Here is a 15,793-nt window from a genome sequence, read left to right as displayed (position 1 = left end):
ACGCACCCGGCGGCCGGTGGCGACACCGCCTTGGCGATGGCGGCCGCCACGCCACTTCTCACGCAGGCCACCGCGTACGGGCTCGGCAGTGATCAGCGGGCCGACCAGTTCGTGGTCGGTTCCTTCGCCACCGCCGTTGCTACCGGCCGCAGGGGCCGGAGTGGTCGCAGTACGGCTGCATCTGACTGGTCCCACAGCCGCACAGCACGGCCCTGGTCTCGCTGTGCGTCCCTTCCTGCGTGTCCAGCGACAGGTCGCCACGCACGACCAGCTGTCCGTCAGGAGTCCGGGTGATGCGGGTGGGCCGGTCCGGAGTCTCGCTCCCGCCATCCGGCAGTTCGTATCGCAGCGCCCCCGAGGGGCAGCGGCGCACCACCTCTGCCAGTTGGTCGGCCGGGGCGCCGTCGGGCCGGATCCACGGACGCGCGTTCACGTCGAAGACCTCGGGCAAGCCGTTGAGACACCGGGCGGCGTGCAGGCAACGCCGCGACTCGAAGGTCACGGTGATCTCCGGCGCCTTGTAGGCCTTCTTCGGGGGTGTGCCGCTCATGCCGATCTCCCTCAGTCGCTGACCTTGCTCCGGGCCTGGTACAGCAGGTCGGCGTACTCCGGGTGGCGGCCGATCCAGGCCGCGTAGAAGGGACACGTGGCAAGGACCCTCAGCCCCGCGGCGCGTGCCTCGTCGAGAGAGGTCCGAGCCAGCGCCGAACCGACCCCACGGCCCTCGAACTCCGGCCGCACCTCCGTGTGCAGGAAGGCGATCAGTTCCGGTGTCCGGATGTACTGCGAGAAACCCGCGACTTCCGACTGCCCGTCCACCGTGGCTTCGTATCGGCGCGCCTCAGGTTGGTCGATCACCTTGACCGTCACTTGTTCCTCCTTGGAATCCGGGAAAGTCCGCGATCACTTTATAGTTGATTAATCAACAAAAATACCCAAGGGGAGCCGATGAGTCAACCTCTACCGCGAGGACGAGGGGTCAGCGGGAGGGGCGCGATGATGTGCGGCCCGCAGGACGTCCGGATGGGTGCGAGCAGGGTGGTGGCCTTGGTGACGAGGGGGGCGCTGAACTCCACCAGGGACAGGCCGGTGGAGTAGGTGGTCTCGGCGTTGCTGCCCGCGGTGCTCCGAGCCCGCTCGTAGAAGTCGTCGAGGGGTAGGGCCGGGTGGTGGGCGAGGATCTTCAGCACCGGCCTGCCTGGGATGCGGGTGAGGAGTTCCCCGGCGGTGCCGACCGGATCGGCGGTCTCTTCCCCGAACGACGAGGTCGGGTAGGCCGGTTCGTGGCCGAAGTGCCCGTCGTACTCGACGGCGAAAGCGGTGCCGGGCAGCGTCCTGCGCGCGCGAGATGAGCCGGATGGCCGCCGGGGGCCGGATCGGGGACGCGTGCGCCAGGGTTCCGTCAGGGGCGTAGACGGCCGCGCCGTTGGCGGCGATGACGAAATGCGGTGCGATGGTGGCCGGCAACTCCGGCACGGAGCGCGGCGGGCGGCCCGTGACCAGCACTACGCGGATCCCGGACTGCTCGGCTGCCGTCAGGGTGGCCCGGGTCGGTCCGACAGCGTTCCGTCGCTGCGGAGGAGCGTGCCGTCAAGGTCCGTAGCGATCAGTTTCGGAGGGACGAGAGGGACAACGGGAGGCGCGGCAGGGGCGGTTGTCATGGCGGCACCCTTCTGGATCGAGGGACTGAACCGATGTGGTCCGGTGCGCTGTGGCGCGGCGCGCGCACTGCAGGGCTGCGGCAATCTGTCCATGGCGGATTACGTCGTTCTTGTGGCCCTCACCGACGCGCCCGACGGTCTGCGGCACTTCCAGGACCTGGCCAACACGGTGGAGTGGGAGCGGAGCCGTATGTCCCACCACCTCCGCCGCATGGCCAAGCGCGGCCTGGTGACCCAGGAGCTCTGCCCCAAGGATGGGCGCGGTGTCCATGTGGTCGTCACCCCCGATGGCCGCGCGGCCATCGAGACGGCCGCCCCCCACCACGTCGCCACTGTGCGCAGACTGGTCATCGATCCCCTCAGCCCCGAAGAGCTCGACACGCTCACCGTTCTCTGTGAACGCATCCTCGGTCGACTGGAGATGGACCCACCCTGACGCCGTGACGATGCGAACCTGCTCCCTGGGTTGATGCATCAACTGGGCTGCGGCAGTATTGTTGATGTATCAACAACAACCCCTTCTGATCTGGCGCAAGCCGCCGCGGCCACCGGACTGCGGCACGTGGTCTGGTCGACGCTGGAGGACACCCGCGTGCTGCTGCCGCTGGAGGACAGCCGTATGTCGGTGTTGCAGGGGAAGTACAACGTGCCGCATTCGACGTCAAGGGTGAGGGCAATGAGCTGTTCAGCCAGGCCGGAGTGCCGACCACTTTCCTCAATACGACCTTCTATTTCCAGGGCTTCCTGCAGGGCCTCGGCCCCCAGCGCGGCGAGGAAGGCGTACTGACGCTGACCCTGCCCCTGGGGGACGGCAAGCTCCTGTCCGGGGTGGACGTGGCGGACATCGACCGGACGGCCTTCGCCATTCTCAAGGGCGGTGCGGGCTTCATCGGCCGGACGGTCGGTCTGGTCGGCGACCATCTGACCGGTGCGCAGTACGCGGAGAAGCCGGCGGGGGCGCTGGGCGAGCCGGTGCGCTTCCAGTCCGTGCCCAACGACTACTTCCGTACCCTCGAGATTCCGTTGGCCGAGGAGCTCGGCAAGATGTTCCAGTACTACGGCGACTTCGACCGAGAGTTCACTGGCGTCGGCGTTGGCACGCCGCGTCCTACCCGACGGCAGGCCCTCGGCCAAGGAGACGGTGACCTTGCCGTCGAGCTGCCCGCTCACCGCAGGGCCTTCAGCGCCGGGTTGATCTCCCGTACCCGGGTCAGATCACGGGGGCCGCATCACCCATCGGACAGTGGGGCGCCGCTCTTCCCTCCCGGAGCATCTCGATTCGCCCGTACCGGGTGCTTGCTCATGATCGAGACCCGGTTGAACGCGTTGATGGTGACCGCCACCCAGATCGCAGCGGAGATCTGGTCGTCGGTGAGTACCTGTCGAGCGGCCTCGTAAGCGGTTTCCTGTGCGACGGCATCGGTGGGGTCGGTCGTGGCCTCGGCCAGCGCAAGGGCCGCGCGCTCCGTGGGGGAGAACACCTCGGTGTCCCGCCAGGCGGCCAGCACTCCCAGCCGCTGCGTCGACTCACCCGCGCGCAGGGCTGCCCTGGTGTGGGTGTCGAGGCAGTAGGCGCAGCCGTTGATCTGCGACACGCGGAGGTTGATCAGTTCCACAGCGGTGCGGTCGAGCCCCGCTTCGGCGGCAACCGTCCGCACCGCTTCCGCGGTCTGCCGCAGGGCGTGGAAGGCTTTGGGGCTCTGTTTGTCGATGAATATCCGCATGTCTCCCGCTCGTTGTCTGCTTGCTGTGGCCTTCGCTCTATGATCACGGCATTGTAGTTGACGCAACAACTTCGGATCTGTGATACGCCTGCGTGGCCCTTGGGTCGGACTGCGGGCAGACCGCGCAGGTGATCGTCATGACCGCCGAACCGCTCGACGCGTTGGCGGGACGAGGCTGGCAGTCAAATTTTTCATCCGACCTATATCTCAATCTTTGGCTCTGTCGGGGCAGTTGACAGCTTGGTGAGTCCATTCAATCATCAGACATCCGATGAATTGGAGCCGCTCATGGGTACGTATCCGAGACGTCAGGTCCTGGGCGCCGCGGCCGGAGTCGCCGCCGCTGCGGCCCTTCCTCTTGCCTCAGCCACCGCCGCACACGCTGTCGAACCACTCGCCGTCGAACCACTGGCCGAATATGCCGGGCCGTGGGCTCCCGTCCCCGACCCCGTCCCCGTTCCCCTGACTCCCTCTACGACAACGACGGCATCGACACCGCCTCCGCGCGGGGCGGCGACTTCGACGGCTCGGGCTACACGTTCCCGGGCGAGGAACTTCCCGCAGGCCGGGTCGAAGTCGATGGTGTGCCTTTTATCTTCCCGGCCTCGGACACGGGCGGGAAGAACAATGTCGTCGCGCTCGGCCAGCGCGTGGAACTGCCCAAAGGCCGCTACCTCTCGGCTCTCTTCCTCACCGCGGGCAGCTACGGCAACGCCTCCGGCAAGGCCACGGTCCACTACGCGGACGGCTCGACCACGACCGCCCCCCTCGGCGGATCCGACTGGTACGCGACGGGTGGATCACTGTCGGTGCCGTACCGCTACACACCGGACGGCACCAAGGACGAACACCGTGTTGGCATCGGCACGTCAGAGTTGTGGATCGACCCGCAGCGCGACGCCGTAGCGATCACGCTCCCGGTGACGAACCCGGCGCAGGCGAACAAGGCGTCGCTCCATGTGTTCGCGCTGTCCGTGCAGCCTGCCGCCCAGGGGCGCGCGCTGGCCCTGCGCGGGGCCCGGTCCACGAACTCGCTGCTGGACTCGTCCGGCGCCCAGAGCATCGAAGCCACCGTCATCAACGCGGGGACGGTCTCCGTCTTGGCCGCGGACGGCGTGTCGGTGGGCGTCGAGGTTCCGGGAGCCCGGACCGTCGAGGCCGCCCGTGTCCGCCGTCTGGACCCCGGTGAGCAGGCCCGTGTCCGCGTGGGCATCCGCAACCGCGCGGGCACCGCCCCCGGCACGGTCCGCGACGGCTCGGTGACCGTCACTGGACGCGGAACCCAAGTCGCCGCGCAGGAAGGCCGGTTGACCCTCGGCGTCGCCGACTACCAGCCCACCGCGTCCTCGCTCTCCGGCCACCAAGCGCCGTACTGGTTCCAGGGCGCCAAGTTCGGCATCTTCATCCACTGGGGCGTCTACTCGGTGCCGGCCTGGTCGCCGGTCGGCAAGCAGTACGCCGAGTGGTACTGGAACCACATGCAGGACCCGGCGAACGCCGTCTACGGGTACCACCGCGAGACGTACGGCGAGAACTTCTCCTACGACGACTTCATCCCGATGTTCACGGCGGAGAAGTTCGATCCGCGCGCCTGGGTCGAACTGTTCCGGGACGCGGGCGCGGAGTATCACGTGCTGACCTCGAAGCACCATGAAGGCTTCGCCCTGTGGGACACGAAGGTCTCCGACCGCAACTCCGTGAAGATGGGCCCGAAACGGGATCTCATCAAGGAACTCTTCGACGCCTCCCGCCGCTACACCCCCGAACTCCACCGCGGGCTCTACTTCTCCATGCCCGAGTGGTTCAACCCGGACAACCCGTGGATGGGTCACGCCCCACGTAATCCGTACACCCAGGAGCCGGAGCCGTACACGGGTTACACCGGGGGCAAGGACTTCGTGAAGGACTACCAGGCCCCGCAGATGCTGGAGCTGATCCAGGGCTACGACCCGGAGCTCATCTGGTGCGACATCGGCGGCGCCAACGACAGCCTTCACGTCCTGGCCGAGTACTTCAACCACGCGAAGAACCGCGCGCGGCCCATCGAGGTCACCGTCAACGACCGTTCGGGCATCGGCTTCCACGACTTCACGACCCCCGAATACACGACGTACGACAACACGGTCGTCGCCAAGTGGGAGTCCAGCCGCGGACTGGACCCGTTCAGCTACGGGTACAACAAGGCGACCCCGGACGACGCCTACATGACGACCGAGGAGGTCGTGCACAGCCTCGTCGACATCGTCTCCAAGAACGGCAACTTCCTTCTCGACATCGGCCCGCGTGCCGACGGCACCATCCCCGAGATCATGCAGACCCGACTGCGTGAGACAGGCCGCTGGCTGCGTACCAACGGAGAGGCGATCTACGACACCACGTACTGGTCCCGGATGGCCGAACTGGGCGAGGACCTGCGGTTCACCGTCCGCCCGGACGAGGCCTTCTACATCCACTCCCTGGCGAGGCCGGGCGCCAAACTCACCGTCGAAGCACCGATCCCGATCCGGGCCGGCGACAGGGTGACGATGCTCGGCCACGGCCGACCCCTGACGTGGACCGTCAGCAACGGGGCGCTGGTGATCGACGTCCCCGAAGCCGCACGCAGGGCGGGACAGCACGCCTGGGTCTTCAAAGTGCACTGGCGTGCCTGAGAACCGTGGGACATCCTGAGCCCGGCCGGTGGCCGCGACGGCACAACCGTGCTCGCGACACCGGTTCGGGGCCACGGCTCTAGGAACTCCGTTCCGTTCCCGACGCGTGTCGTCTGTCGACCATCATGTGTCCGCAGTTTGCGGAGCGGATCGTCGTCCGCGAGGAGAGGATGGTGAGCGCAGGGCTCACCATCGTCGTGTTGCCGGTGCCGGCGCACGCGCTGATCATGCAGGAACGGCCCCTTGTCCTGTGGCCCGCCGGTCGGGGCGCGGACAAGGCCGAGGGGTTCGGCAGGCGCAATGCCGGTCCCGGTGAGCTGGTCGTCCGCCTGCACCCCACCAAGGTCGTCGCCCACGGTGGCGGCGCCGACTGACGAACACCCGGCCGCTCGCCACATCCACCGCGAGGCCAGCCAGGAGCCAAGGACCCGTCCATGAAGCACGAAGCACAAGCACTGCCCCTGTTCGACGAGGACACACAGCGCCCGCTGGCCGACCGGCTGCGGCCGCGCACCCTGGAGGACGTCGTCGGCCAGGAACACCTGCTCGCGCCCGACGCCCCCCTCGGGCGCATGGTGGAGCAGGGGCGGTTGGTGTCGGCGATCCTCTGGGGGCCGCCCGGATGCGGGAAGACCACCATCGCCCGGCTCCTGGCGCAGCGGACCGAGCTGGCCTTCGAGCCGCTGTCGGCCACGTTCTCCGGTGTCGCGGATCTGAGGAAGGTCTTCGAGGCGGCCCGGCGCAGGCACGAGATCGGCCAGGGAACGCTGCTGTTCGTCGACGAGGTCCACCGGTTCAACCGCGCCCAGCAGGACAGCTTCCTGCCCTACGTGGAGGACGGCACGGTCACCCTCGTCGGGGCCACGACCGAGAACCCCAGCTTCGAGCTGAACGGGGCCCTGCTCTCCCGCTGCCGGGTCTTCGTCCTCAAACGCCTCGACGACACGGCCCTGGGCACCCTGATCGCACGCGCCGAGGAGCTGTCCGGGCGCGAACTGCCGCTGGACGACGAGGCCCGCCTGGCCCTGATGGCCATGGCGGACGGCGACGGCCGGTTCCTGCTCAACATGGCCGAGCAGCTCCAGGCGCTGCCCGAGGGCACACCGCCGCTGGACACCTCCGCTCTCGCCCAGCAGATCCAGCGGCGGGCTCCGCTGTACGACAAGGCCCAGGAGGGTCACTACAACCTGATTTCGGCGCTGCACAAGTCGATGCGCGGCTCCGACCCCGACGCGGCCCTGTACTGGCTCGCCCGCATGCTCGACGGCGGCGAAGACCCCCTGTACATCGCCCGCCGACTCATACGCTTCGCCAACGAGGACATCGCAATGGCCGATCCCCAGGCGGTACAACAGGCCCTGGCGGCCTGGGACGTGTACGAGCGTCTCGGCTCACCCGAAGGCGAGCTGGCCATCGCGCAGGCCGTGGTCCATCTGGCGACCGCCCCCAAGTCCATCGCAGTCTACCGGGCGTTCGGCGCCGCACAGCAGCGTGCCCGCCGGACCGGCTCCCTGATGCCGCCACTCCACATCCTCAACGCGCCGACCCGGCTCATGAAGGACATCGGTTACGGCGAGGGTTACCAGTACGACCCAGACACTCCGGAGGGGTTCTCCGGCGCCGACTACTTCCCCGAGGGCATGGACCGCGAGACCTTCTACCATCCCACGGGGAGCGGCTACGAGGAGCACATCCGCCGCCGACTGGACCGGTGGTCGGCCCTGCGCAACAAACGCCCCGACTCCGCCGACTGACGGCCCGCGCACAGACACCCGTACGGAAACAGTCAGGACGGGACAGGCCGCGCCCGCTTCTGGGGCCAGAGCCGCTCCTCGGAGTGGTAGGTCGGCGCTTGGGTGATGGTCGACCGGTAGGCGCTGTCCGACCGCTGCGGGGGCCGCCGGACCGGTGCCTCGGGGTCGGGCTCACATAGCCAGGACGAGGGTGACGGCGGTCGCCGCGGAAACCAGCGCGAGGATGATGGGGGCCATGGCGTTTCCGCGCGTGGCGGGATCGGCGTAGTCGCCGGCCTTGGTGTGGAAGCCCACCGCGCCGATCATCGTGATCCCGAAGCCGACGGCGGCGGCGATGCCCAGAGGCTGCCAGAAGAGCCCCACGACCAGGCCCACGGCCGCGGCGGCCTCGGCCAGTCCAATGAAGCGGACCAGCCCAGCGCTCAGGCCCATGTGGGACTGGAGCCCCGCGGACACGTCGCCCTTCAGCATTGCCTTCGGCGTGCCGGCGGCCAGTGCCACAAGGGCGAGCAGCACGCTGAGGACCGCAGCGGTGATGTACATGGGGGTGGTTCCCTCCGGTGATGGCCGTGCCCCGGCGGGGGCGTGGCCTCTTGGTTGCTTCGTCAACAGGTTCGTCACGAGGAACATAGGGAGACGCGGATGATGTGTCAACTAGGTGACGACCGCGAGCGGGGCGCCGACAGGGGCGGCTGACGGGTGCGGCCGGAATACGGATACGCGGGGGTGCGTTAAGGTGTCTTGGTTGATGTATCAACATGATGAGAGGTTGATCACGATGCAGTTCGGCATCTTCACCGTTGGTGACGTCGCCACGGACCCGGCCACGGGCCGGACGCCGACCGAACGCGAGCGCATCAAGGCCATGGTCGCCATCGCGCTGAAGGCCGAGGAGGTCGGGCTCGACGTCTTCGCGACCGGCGAGCACCACAACCCGCCGTTCGTGCCCTCGTCGCCGACCACGATGCTCGGCTACGTCGCCGCGCAGACCGAGAGGCTCATCCTCTCGACCTCCACCACGCTGATCACCACGAACGACCCGGTGAAGATCGCCGAGGACTTCGCGATGCTCCAGCACCTGGCAGACGGCCGGGTGGACCTGATGATGGGCCGCGGCAACACCGGCCCGGTCTATCCGTGGTTCGGCAAGGACATCCGCGACGGCATCGGCCTCGCCATCGAGAACTACGCCCTGCTGCGCCGCCTGTGGCGCGAGGACGTCGTGAACTGGGAGGGGAAGTTCCGTACGCCGCTCCAGGGCTTCACCTCCACCCCCCGCCCCCTGGACGGCGTACCGCCCTTCGTCTGGCACGGCTCCATCCGCTCGCCCGAGATCGCCGAGCAGGCCGCGTACTACGGCGACGGCTTCTTCCACAACAACATCTTCTGGCCGAAGGAGCACACCAGGAAGATGATCGACCTGTACCGGCAGCGGTACGCGCACTACGGACACGGCAGTGCGGAGCAGGCGATCGTGGGACTCGGCGGCCAGGTCTACATGCGCCGCAACTCCCAGGACGCCATACGCGAGTTCCGCCCGGTCTTCGACCGCTCACCTGTGATGGGCGGCGGGATGCCCATGGAGGAGTACATGGAGCAGACCCCGCTCACGGTCGGCACCCCGGAGCAGGTCATCGAGAAGACGCTGTCCTTCCGCGACTACGCCGGTGACTACCAGCGCCAACTGTTCATAGTGGACGGCGGCGGAGTCCCGCTCAAGGCGGCGCTGGAGCAGATCGACATGCTGGGTGCGGAGGTGGTCCCGGTGCTGCGCAAGGAGTTCGCCGTGGGCCGGCCGGCCGATGTGCCCGACGCCCCCACCCACGCGTCGCTGCTCACCGCCCGCGGCACCGACCTCGTCCACGAGCCGACAGGAAGGCAAGAGTGATGGCCGACAGCATCGACAGCTTCAACGACTATCCCGCGCAGGACGGAGTCGCGCCCGACCGCTGGGCCAGCGCGCTGCACCTGTTCGACAACGGCGTCGGCGTGCCGCACGAAGAGAGCGTCCTGGAGCGCTGGGAGAGGGCCCAACTGCTTTTCGAGGCCCGGGACTACATCGGCGCCGCCCGTCTCCTCGCCATCGTCGTCGAGGAGGTTCCGGAGCAGACCGGTCCTCGGCTGCTGTTGGCCCGCGCGTACTACCACTCGGCCCAACTGGGGCGTGCCGAGGAGCAGTTGCGTCAGGTCATCGACCGCGATCCGGTGGAGCACTACGCCCACCTGATGCTGGGCCGCACCCTGGAGCGTCAGGGGCGTAGCGACGAGGCGGCACCCTGGCTGCGGATGGCCGCCGCCTTCTCGGGCGAACTGCCTTTCCAGTCCTGAAGCGGCGGGTGCGCGGAAGAGGGGCGCCGGTTGATCCGGTGCCCCTCTTGGCTGTCCCGCGGGGTTCCCGTGCGGCAGTGCTGGTCGAGGATCCGGCACGGGTTCCCGTTCATGACTGAGACGCGGTTGAACGCGCGTCATGTCTGTCGCTGCCGCCTCGGCCAACGCGAGCGCCGTCGCTCCGGCAGGTTCTTGACGGGTTTTCGGGCGTGCTCGCTCAGAACCGTGCCCCGACGTCCGCGCCGTTGCTGGGGCGCAGGAACGTGGAGGTCGGGATGGAGCCGTCGGCCGCCCGGGGACCCGTGATCGTGCTCGCGTTGGTGCTGGCGAGGGGCCAACTGCCGCCGAGGTTCCAGGAGTTGCCGCTGCCCGTGGAGTTCGATCCCAGCGATACGTCCGTGCCGTTGGCCACCGCGAGGTTCTTCGTCAGCGTGCTGGAGGACCGGTTGAAGGTGAAGCCGGTCTTCACGTTGTCCCACGCGGTGCAGCGTTCGATCGTCATCTTGCCCGGGTTGTTGTTGTCGACGAGGCCGCCGGCGGAGTTGTCCCACGCCATGCTGTTGCGGACGGTGTGGTTGGCGGCCACACCGTTGCCGCCCATCTTGAAGCCGTTGCCGTCGCCCTGGTAGTCAGGCAGGTTCCACCGGTTGTACCCGTTGCCCCACGCGAGCGTGTTCTCCACGAGGATGGGCGAGTTGTCGAACATCCAGAAGTCCAGGCCGTCATCGGCGTTGTTCCACAGCCGGGCGCCACGCAACACGTTGCCGCTGCCGGTGCCCTCCTTGATGGCGAGCCCGTCGGCGCTCTCACCGTTCTTGCGAGGGTCGCGGTTTCCGTAACTGTCCAGGTTCAGGATCTGGTTGTTGCTGGAAGCGCCCTGGAGGTGGAACCCGGACTCGTAGTTGTCCCGGGTGACGACGCGGTCGAAGACGTTGCCGCTGGTGTCCACGCCGAACACGCCGTAGGGGCCGTGGATGATCTCCAGGCCGACCAGCCGCCAGTACTCTCCCTCGATGTGAACGGCACCACGCTCGGAACGGGGGATGCTCGAATCCACCGCTCCCGGGGTGTACGGCATGTTCTCGCCGTCGATGATCACGCGCTCGCCGTTGTAGCTGCGCAGGGTGATGGGCTGGCTCGCCGTGCCGCTCTTGAGTAACTGAAGGTTCGTGCTCGGTGCGTATGTCCCGCCCCGGACCTGGATGGTGGTCCCCGCCTGCGCCAGATCCACGGCGCGCTGGATGGTCTTCAACGGGGCGGAGAGTGTCCCCGCGTTGCTGTCGCTGCCGTTCGGCGCCACATACAGGTCGGTCGCGGCGTGCGCACCGCCGGCGGAGCCCAAGGTGAGGAAGCCGGCCAGCAGTCCGGAGAGGGCGGTCGACGCGGCGACGTGCTTCAGGCGCATGGATTCGTCTCCAGAGCGAGGCCTTGAACGGGTGGCGGGAAAGCGCTTTCCGGAGAAGTTAAGAAGCGTGTCGGAGTCGCGTCAAGGTATCTGCACATGATCGTTGTCTGCATCCGTGAATCAAGCGTGGTGATCGTCGGCGCGCCGGAGCGTGGCAGGTGCTCTGGGTTGAATCCTCAGTAATGCGGGCTGGACGAGTTCTTCAGGGATGCCGTCCGCCAGGCTCGGGGTGTATCGACCAAAGTGTCGCGCTCACTAGGAGTTCACCTACGTGAACAAAATCCGTACAACAGTATTGACGCGGTCGTGACAGGTCCCTACGGTCCGAGAAAGCGCTTACCCACAGGGGATCAACTCGTGCGCCTGTCCGGCCGGCCATGCCGACGCAAGCAACGCCCCGACATTCGAGGACGAACGAGAAGACGAGGAGACGAGGATGAAGCGACCACTCTCACTGCGACTCCATGCGGCGCTGGCCACGATGGCTATTACGGCCGCGACCGGTGCGGTTCTGTCGATACCCGAGGCATCGGCGGCGACCGGTAGCGCCAGCGGTTACGCGACCCAGAACGGCGGGACCACCGGCGGCGCGGGCGGGGCGACCGTACGGGCCACCACGGGAACCGCGATCCACGCGGCCCTGTGCGGCCGGGCCAGCAGCAGCACCCCGATCACCATCGAGGTGCAGGGGACCATCAACCACGGCAACACCACCAAGGTGTCGGGCGCCAGCTGCAACACCGCCGCCGGCGTGATCGAGCTCAAGGAGGTCAGTAACGTCACGATCATCGGGGTCGGTAGCGGCGCTGTCTTCGACCAGTTGGGCATCCACCTGCGCGACGCCCGCAACATCATCATTCAGAACGTGACCATCCGGAACGTCAAGAAGTCGGGCTCGCCCACGTCCAACGGCGGTGACGCCATCGGCATGGAGCGCAACGTCCGCAACGTCTGGGTCGATCACACCACCCTGGAGGCATCGGGCGGGGAGGCACAGGGGTTCGACGGTCTCTTCGACATGAAGGACAACACCCAGTACGTGACGCTCTCCTACAGCATCCTGCGCAACTCCGGCCGCGGTGGCCTCGTCGGATCGAGTGAGAGCGACGTCTCGAACAGCTTCATCACCTACCACCACAACCGGTACGAGAACATCGACTCGCGCACCCCTCTGCTGCGTGGCGGCACAGCCCACATGTACAACAACCACTACGTGAAACTCAACGAGTCCGGCATCAACTCCCGGGCCGGCGCCAAGGCCAAGGTGGACAACAACTACTTCGAGGACTCCAAGGACGTCCTCGGCACCTTCTACACCGACGCGGCCGGATACTGGCAGGTCAGCGGCAACATCTACGACAACGTGACTTGGTCCAGCCCCGGTACGGAGAACCATCCCGCCGGCCCCGACCCGAAGTCCAACACCACGGTGAGCATCCCCTACGCCCACAGCCTCGACGCGGCCGCCTGCGTGCCGAACATCGTGAGCCGGACGGCTGGTGCCGGCAAGGGTCTGCTGGTGTCGGACGGCAGGTGCTGACCAGATCGCCGGAATGGGCTACGGCAACGTGCGGGACGGCGACAGGGGGGTACCTCCTGGTTGCCGGCCCGCACGATCGGCTTCATCGCGGGACCTGGGTCACGCCGCGACGACCGCTACGGTCGCCGCTTACGGCTTCCGGGCAAGACCGCCGTGCTCGGCGATGACGTCCGCGCTGGTGGAACCAGGCTCCGGACGCCACTGCGTGACCGAGACGACGCCCGGCTCGACCAGTTCCAAGCCGTCGAAGAACGCGGTGATCTCCTCAACAGTGCGCAGGTTGTACGGCACCGCCCCGCTGTCGTTGTACGCGTCCTGGGCCTGCTCGAAGACCGGGTCCACGCCGCGTGAGCCGTCGTTGATGGAGAGGTAACTCCCCGAGGGCAGGGCGTCCATGAGCCGGGTGACGATGGAGCGGGCCTGATCGTGGTCGGCGACGTGTCCCAGGATGTTGCTGAGGATGAGCGCGGTGGGCCGACCGAAGTCCAGCGTCTTCGCGGCCGCGGCGAGGATGCGGTCCGGATCCGTGACGTCGGAGTCGATGTAGGCGGTCGCGCCCTCGCGGGTGGAATAGAGCAGGGCACGCGCGTGGCCCAGGACCATGGGGTCGTTGTCGACGTAGACGATCCGTGCCTCGGGGGCGATCTGCTGGGCGACCTCATGGGTGTTCTGGGCGGTCGGAAGGCCGGTGCCGACGTCCAGGAACTGACGGATCCCCGCCTCGGAGACCAGGTACGTGATGTTGCGGCGCAGGAAGGCGCGGCTGCTGCGGGCGATGGTGACGATTCCGGGGAAGACGGCGGTGTAGGCGTCGCCGGCCGCCTCGTCCACGGGGTAGTTGTCCTTGCCGCCCAGCCAGTAGTTCCAGATGCGGGCCGAGTGCGGCACAGAGGTGTCGATCTTCTGGTGCTCCGCTGGTTCGGGCGTCGTCACAGGGTCAGTCATGAGTCGCGTCAGTCCTTCGGCCGAGGTGCGGGTCATTCATGGCACAACCTACGTCCGAACACCCGCTTAGTGCCCACCCGTTGAGGGGTTCGGGTCGGTCGGCCTCAGCCGTTCCATTCCCAGGTCCGTACGAGGCTGGTGCCGCTGACGGCCGCCAGCAGGTCTCCGTCGGGGTGGACGGTGAAGTCGTCGTAACGGCCGGCCTGTTCGAGATGGCGGATCTCGGGCTGGTGGGTCACCTGGGACAGCAGGCCCCGACGGAGCCACAGCACCTTCCCCTCGTCGGTGCAGAGCAGGCGCATGCCTTGGGCCCCGAGGCTGTCGACGCTCTCCTGCCTGCTGAACTCCCGGTGCAACAATGGTTTGATCAGCCGTCTGCCAGACCCGTAGTTCGCGGAAGGTGGCGCACGCGACGTACCTCCCGGAGGGGGAGACGCTCAGCCAGCAGCCCGGTTTGAGAATCTCCAGCCGGTTGCGGATGTCCAGTTCGACCGATACACGATGCCGCTGGTGGACGTGGACCTTGTTCGAGGTGGCCATGGCGACAACCGAGGCGTCGCTACTGATGGCGGATGCCGCGAGACCTTGGGGGCAGGGCACTTCGCGGAGAGTCCGGCCGTCCTCGAAGTCGCGCACGGCCAGGCGGCGGCCGTCATGGGTGGCCAGAACGGTGCCGCCACTGGTGACCAGGAACTCGTCCTGGGCCAGGGGCGCGGTACGCCGCCGGTGTTCGCCGGACGTGGCCACGAAGTGGACGAGTTCCAGTCGCGTGCGGCGGGCGACGGCGACACTGTGGCGGTACGGGGAGGCGATGGCCTGGTGGCCGAGGCGCAGTTCGGCTTCGCCCGGGGCACCGGGCAGAGCCTCGCCCGACTTCAGGTCCCACCGCTCGATCGATCCGTCCCCGCCGATGACGACCGCCGAGTGATCCGGCCCGAACCCGATCGTCGCCTGCCCGCCGGGCTGCCGCGTCCGGCGTAACTCGCCGACGAAATTCCCCAGTCCCCGTCGCCGTTTCGGGGGAGCGGACAGCTTGGACAGCACCTCGAAGGTGAAGGCCGCGGCGCACCTGGAGGCAGCCGGCTGCCAGACGTCGTCGTTGTCCTCGCCCTTGTCGGACAGCAGGTCGGAGATCCCCCGGACGATGAGTGCGCCGACGCCCGCGTTGACGTACGCGGCCTGCAGGAAGCCGTATCCCTCCATTTCCACCGCGAGCGCGTCACCGCAGTGCCGGGCGAGCAGCCGAGCCGTGGCGGAGCGCTCACTGGCCACCACCTTCGAGCCGGCGGCGAGGGGCTTGACGTAGGCCTTCGGGGTGCGGTCGGGCAGCGGGGACCTGATGCGGTCCCGCCAGGTTTCCGAGCGGGCGACCGACTGGGCACGCTGGACGAGGGCGAAGGACGACAGATGGGTGGTGATACGGGCCTGGAAGCCCTCCTCCTCGTCCTTGCCTCTCTCGTAGTCGTAGATGTGGCGGGCGGCGACGACGTCGCACAGCTGCACGTCCTTGAGACCGCCCGCGATGCCCACGAAGAAGATGTGGTGAGGCTCGAACTCCGTCACGGCCCGTTCGACGAGGGCTGCTGCGGCGGCGTTTCCCTCTCCCGTCTCATGGCATGCCACGCGCCAGGTGGCGTGTTCGCCGGTGAATTCGCCGAGTTCGAACAGGGCTCCGCGGACCTCGTGTTCGGTAAGTGGTCCTTTGAGGTGATCCATCACCGCGGCCGACTCCTTGCCGAGCGCGCTGAAGACGACGATGTCCGCTCCGGACGCCGGTGGCCTCAT

The 15,793-nt window shown here is 67.7% G+C and carries 14 protein-coding genes and 3 pseudogenes; 8 read left to right on the top strand and 9 right to left on the bottom strand.

Features of this window, described 5'->3' with window-relative positions:
• Positions 1-139: 139 nt before the first annotated feature.
• The 4 genes and pseudogenes from QF037_RS04625 to QF037_RS04610 form a co-directional block, all read right to left on the bottom strand.
• A complete protein-coding gene (locus QF037_RS04625; protein WP_307022059.1) occupies positions 140-550 on the bottom strand; it encodes a (4Fe-4S)-binding protein in 411 nt (136 codons plus the stop codon).
• 11 nt (positions 551-561) lie between these two features.
• Entirely contained in the window at positions 562-870 is a 309-nt protein-coding gene (locus QF037_RS04620) for a GNAT family N-acetyltransferase (protein WP_307022057.1), read from the bottom strand.
• An 83-nt stretch (positions 871-953) separates the two neighbouring features.
• The gene (locus tag QF037_RS04615) at positions 954-1,190 is read right to left on the bottom strand and encodes a hypothetical protein (protein WP_307037826.1); all 237 of its coding nucleotides are present in this window, start codon (positions 1,188-1,190) and stop codon (positions 954-956) included.
• A 205-nt stretch (positions 1,191-1,395) separates the two neighbouring features.
• Positions 1,396-1,506 (bottom strand): annotated as a pseudogene (locus QF037_RS04610) (HAD family hydrolase); the annotation flags it as partial.
• Between the two features lie 246 nt (positions 1,507-1,752).
• Here QF037_RS04610 and QF037_RS04605 point away from each other — a divergent pair.
• Together QF037_RS04605 and QF037_RS04600 are read left to right on the top strand one after the other, a co-directional pair.
• A complete protein-coding gene (locus QF037_RS04605) occupies positions 1,753-2,097 on the top strand; it encodes a MarR family winged helix-turn-helix transcriptional regulator (RefSeq protein WP_307022055.1) in 345 nt (114 codons plus the stop codon).
• 263 nt (positions 2,098-2,360) lie between these two features.
• Positions 2,361-2,672 (top strand): annotated as a pseudogene (locus QF037_RS04600) (NmrA family NAD(P)-binding protein); the annotation flags it as partial.
• Between the two features lie 218 nt (positions 2,673-2,890).
• Here QF037_RS04600 and QF037_RS04595 read toward each other — a convergent pair.
• Positions 2,891-3,385, bottom strand: a complete 495-nt coding sequence (locus QF037_RS04595) for a carboxymuconolactone decarboxylase family protein (protein ID WP_307022052.1) — start codon at positions 3,383-3,385, stop codon at positions 2,891-2,893.
• A gap of 428 nt (positions 3,386-3,813) precedes the next feature.
• Between QF037_RS04595 and QF037_RS04590 the strand changes: the two genes are divergently transcribed.
• The 3 genes from QF037_RS04590 to QF037_RS04580 all read left to right on the top strand — a co-directional run bounded on the left by QF037_RS04590 (position 3,814) and on the right by QF037_RS04580 (position 7,790).
• The gene (locus tag QF037_RS04590; protein ID WP_307022050.1) at positions 3,814-6,036 is read left to right on the top strand and encodes an alpha-L-fucosidase; all 2,223 of its coding nucleotides are present in this window, start codon (positions 3,814-3,816) and stop codon (positions 6,034-6,036) included.
• Between the two features lie 173 nt (positions 6,037-6,209).
• A complete protein-coding gene (locus QF037_RS04585) occupies positions 6,210-6,410 on the top strand; it encodes a hypothetical protein (RefSeq protein WP_307022048.1) in 201 nt (66 codons plus the stop codon).
• 60 nt (positions 6,411-6,470) lie between these two features.
• Positions 6,471-7,790, top strand: coding sequence for a replication-associated recombination protein A (locus tag QF037_RS04580; RefSeq protein WP_307022047.1), 1,320 nt, complete (start codon positions 6,471-6,473; stop codon positions 7,788-7,790).
• A gap of 171 nt (positions 7,791-7,961) precedes the next feature.
• On the opposite strand, the gene QF037_RS04575 is transcribed toward QF037_RS04580, so the two are convergent.
• Positions 7,962-8,333 carry a DoxX family protein gene (locus QF037_RS04575; protein WP_307022045.1) on the bottom strand — a complete coding sequence of 124 codons (372 nt, stop codon included), beginning with the start codon at positions 8,331-8,333 and terminating at the stop codon, positions 7,962-7,964.
• Between the two features lie 235 nt (positions 8,334-8,568).
• On the opposite strand from QF037_RS04575, the gene QF037_RS04570 reads away from it, so the two are divergent.
• Positions 8,569-9,678: an LLM class flavin-dependent oxidoreductase gene (locus tag QF037_RS04570; RefSeq protein WP_307036982.1), complete on the top strand. Its 1,110-nt coding sequence runs from the start codon at positions 8,569-8,571 to the stop codon at positions 9,676-9,678.
• Positions 9,678-10,118: a tetratricopeptide repeat protein gene (locus QF037_RS04565; protein ID WP_307022043.1), complete on the top strand. Its 441-nt coding sequence runs from the start codon at positions 9,678-9,680 to the stop codon at positions 10,116-10,118. The genes QF037_RS04570 and QF037_RS04565 overlap by 1 nt, the downstream gene beginning before the upstream one ends.
• A 217-nt stretch (positions 10,119-10,335) precedes the next feature.
• Here QF037_RS04565 and QF037_RS04560 read toward each other — a convergent pair whose 3' ends face one another.
• Positions 10,336-11,523, bottom strand: coding sequence for a right-handed parallel beta-helix repeat-containing protein (locus tag QF037_RS04560; protein WP_307022040.1), 1,188 nt, complete (start codon positions 11,521-11,523; stop codon positions 10,336-10,338).
• 436 nt (positions 11,524-11,959) lie between these two features.
• On the opposite strand from QF037_RS04560, the pseudogene QF037_RS04555 reads away from it, so the two are divergent.
• Positions 11,960-13,060: pseudogene (locus tag QF037_RS04555) on the top strand (pectate lyase family protein); the annotation flags it as partial.
• A gap of 132 nt (positions 13,061-13,192) precedes the next feature.
• Here the strand turns inward: QF037_RS04555 and QF037_RS04550 are convergent.
• Both QF037_RS04550 and QF037_RS04545 read right to left on the bottom strand, forming a co-directional pair.
• On the bottom strand, positions 13,193-14,008 hold the full coding sequence (locus QF037_RS04550) for an SAM-dependent methyltransferase (RefSeq protein ID WP_307022038.1): 816 nt from the start codon (positions 14,006-14,008) through the stop codon (positions 13,193-13,195).
• 66 nt (positions 14,009-14,074) lie between these two features.
• The gene (locus QF037_RS04545; RefSeq protein ID WP_307022036.1) at positions 14,075-15,793 is read right to left on the bottom strand and encodes a 5'-methylthioadenosine/S-adenosylhomocysteine nucleosidase family protein; all 1,719 of its coding nucleotides are present in this window, start codon (positions 15,791-15,793) and stop codon (positions 14,075-14,077) included.

It is taken from the genome of Streptomyces canus (assembly GCF_030815415.1).
Taxonomy (GTDB): Bacteria; Actinomycetota; Actinomycetes; order Streptomycetales; family Streptomycetaceae; genus Streptomyces; species Streptomyces canus_F.
This window is presented reverse-complemented; position numbering and strand designations above follow the sequence as displayed.

Bases quoted from the DNA above. Each gene is read 5' to 3' on its own strand.
- QF037_RS04625 (WP_307022059.1), bottom strand. From the start codon at position 550: ATGAGCGGCACACCCCCGAAGAAGGCCTACAAGGCGCCGGAGATCACC.
- QF037_RS04605 (WP_307022055.1), top strand. From the start codon at position 1,753: ATGGCGGATTACGTCGTTCTTGTGGCCCTCACCGACGCGCCCGACGGT.
- QF037_RS04595 (WP_307022052.1), bottom strand. From the start codon at position 3,385: ATGCGGATATTCATCGACAAACAGAGCCCCAAAGCCTTCCACGCCCTG.
- QF037_RS04580 (WP_307022047.1), top strand. From the start codon at position 6,471: ATGAAGCACGAAGCACAAGCACTGCCCCTGTTCGACGAGGACACACAG.
- QF037_RS04575 (WP_307022045.1), bottom strand. From the start codon at position 8,333: ATGTACATCACCGCTGCGGTCCTCAGCGTGCTGCTCGCCCTTGTGGCA.
- QF037_RS04570 (WP_307036982.1), top strand. From the start codon at position 8,569: ATGCAGTTCGGCATCTTCACCGTTGGTGACGTCGCCACGGACCCGGCC.
- QF037_RS04565 (WP_307022043.1), top strand. From the start codon at position 9,678: ATGGCCGACAGCATCGACAGCTTCAACGACTATCCCGCGCAGGACGGA.
- QF037_RS04560 (WP_307022040.1), bottom strand. From the start codon at position 11,523: ATGCGCCTGAAGCACGTCGCCGCGTCGACCGCCCTCTCCGGACTGCTG.
- QF037_RS04550 (WP_307022038.1), bottom strand. From the start codon at position 14,008: ATGACTGACCCTGTGACGACGCCCGAACCAGCGGAGCACCAGAAGATC.
- QF037_RS04545 (WP_307022036.1), bottom strand. From the start codon at position 15,793: ATGAGGCCACCGGCGTCCGGAGCGGACATCGTCGTCTTCAGCGCGCTC.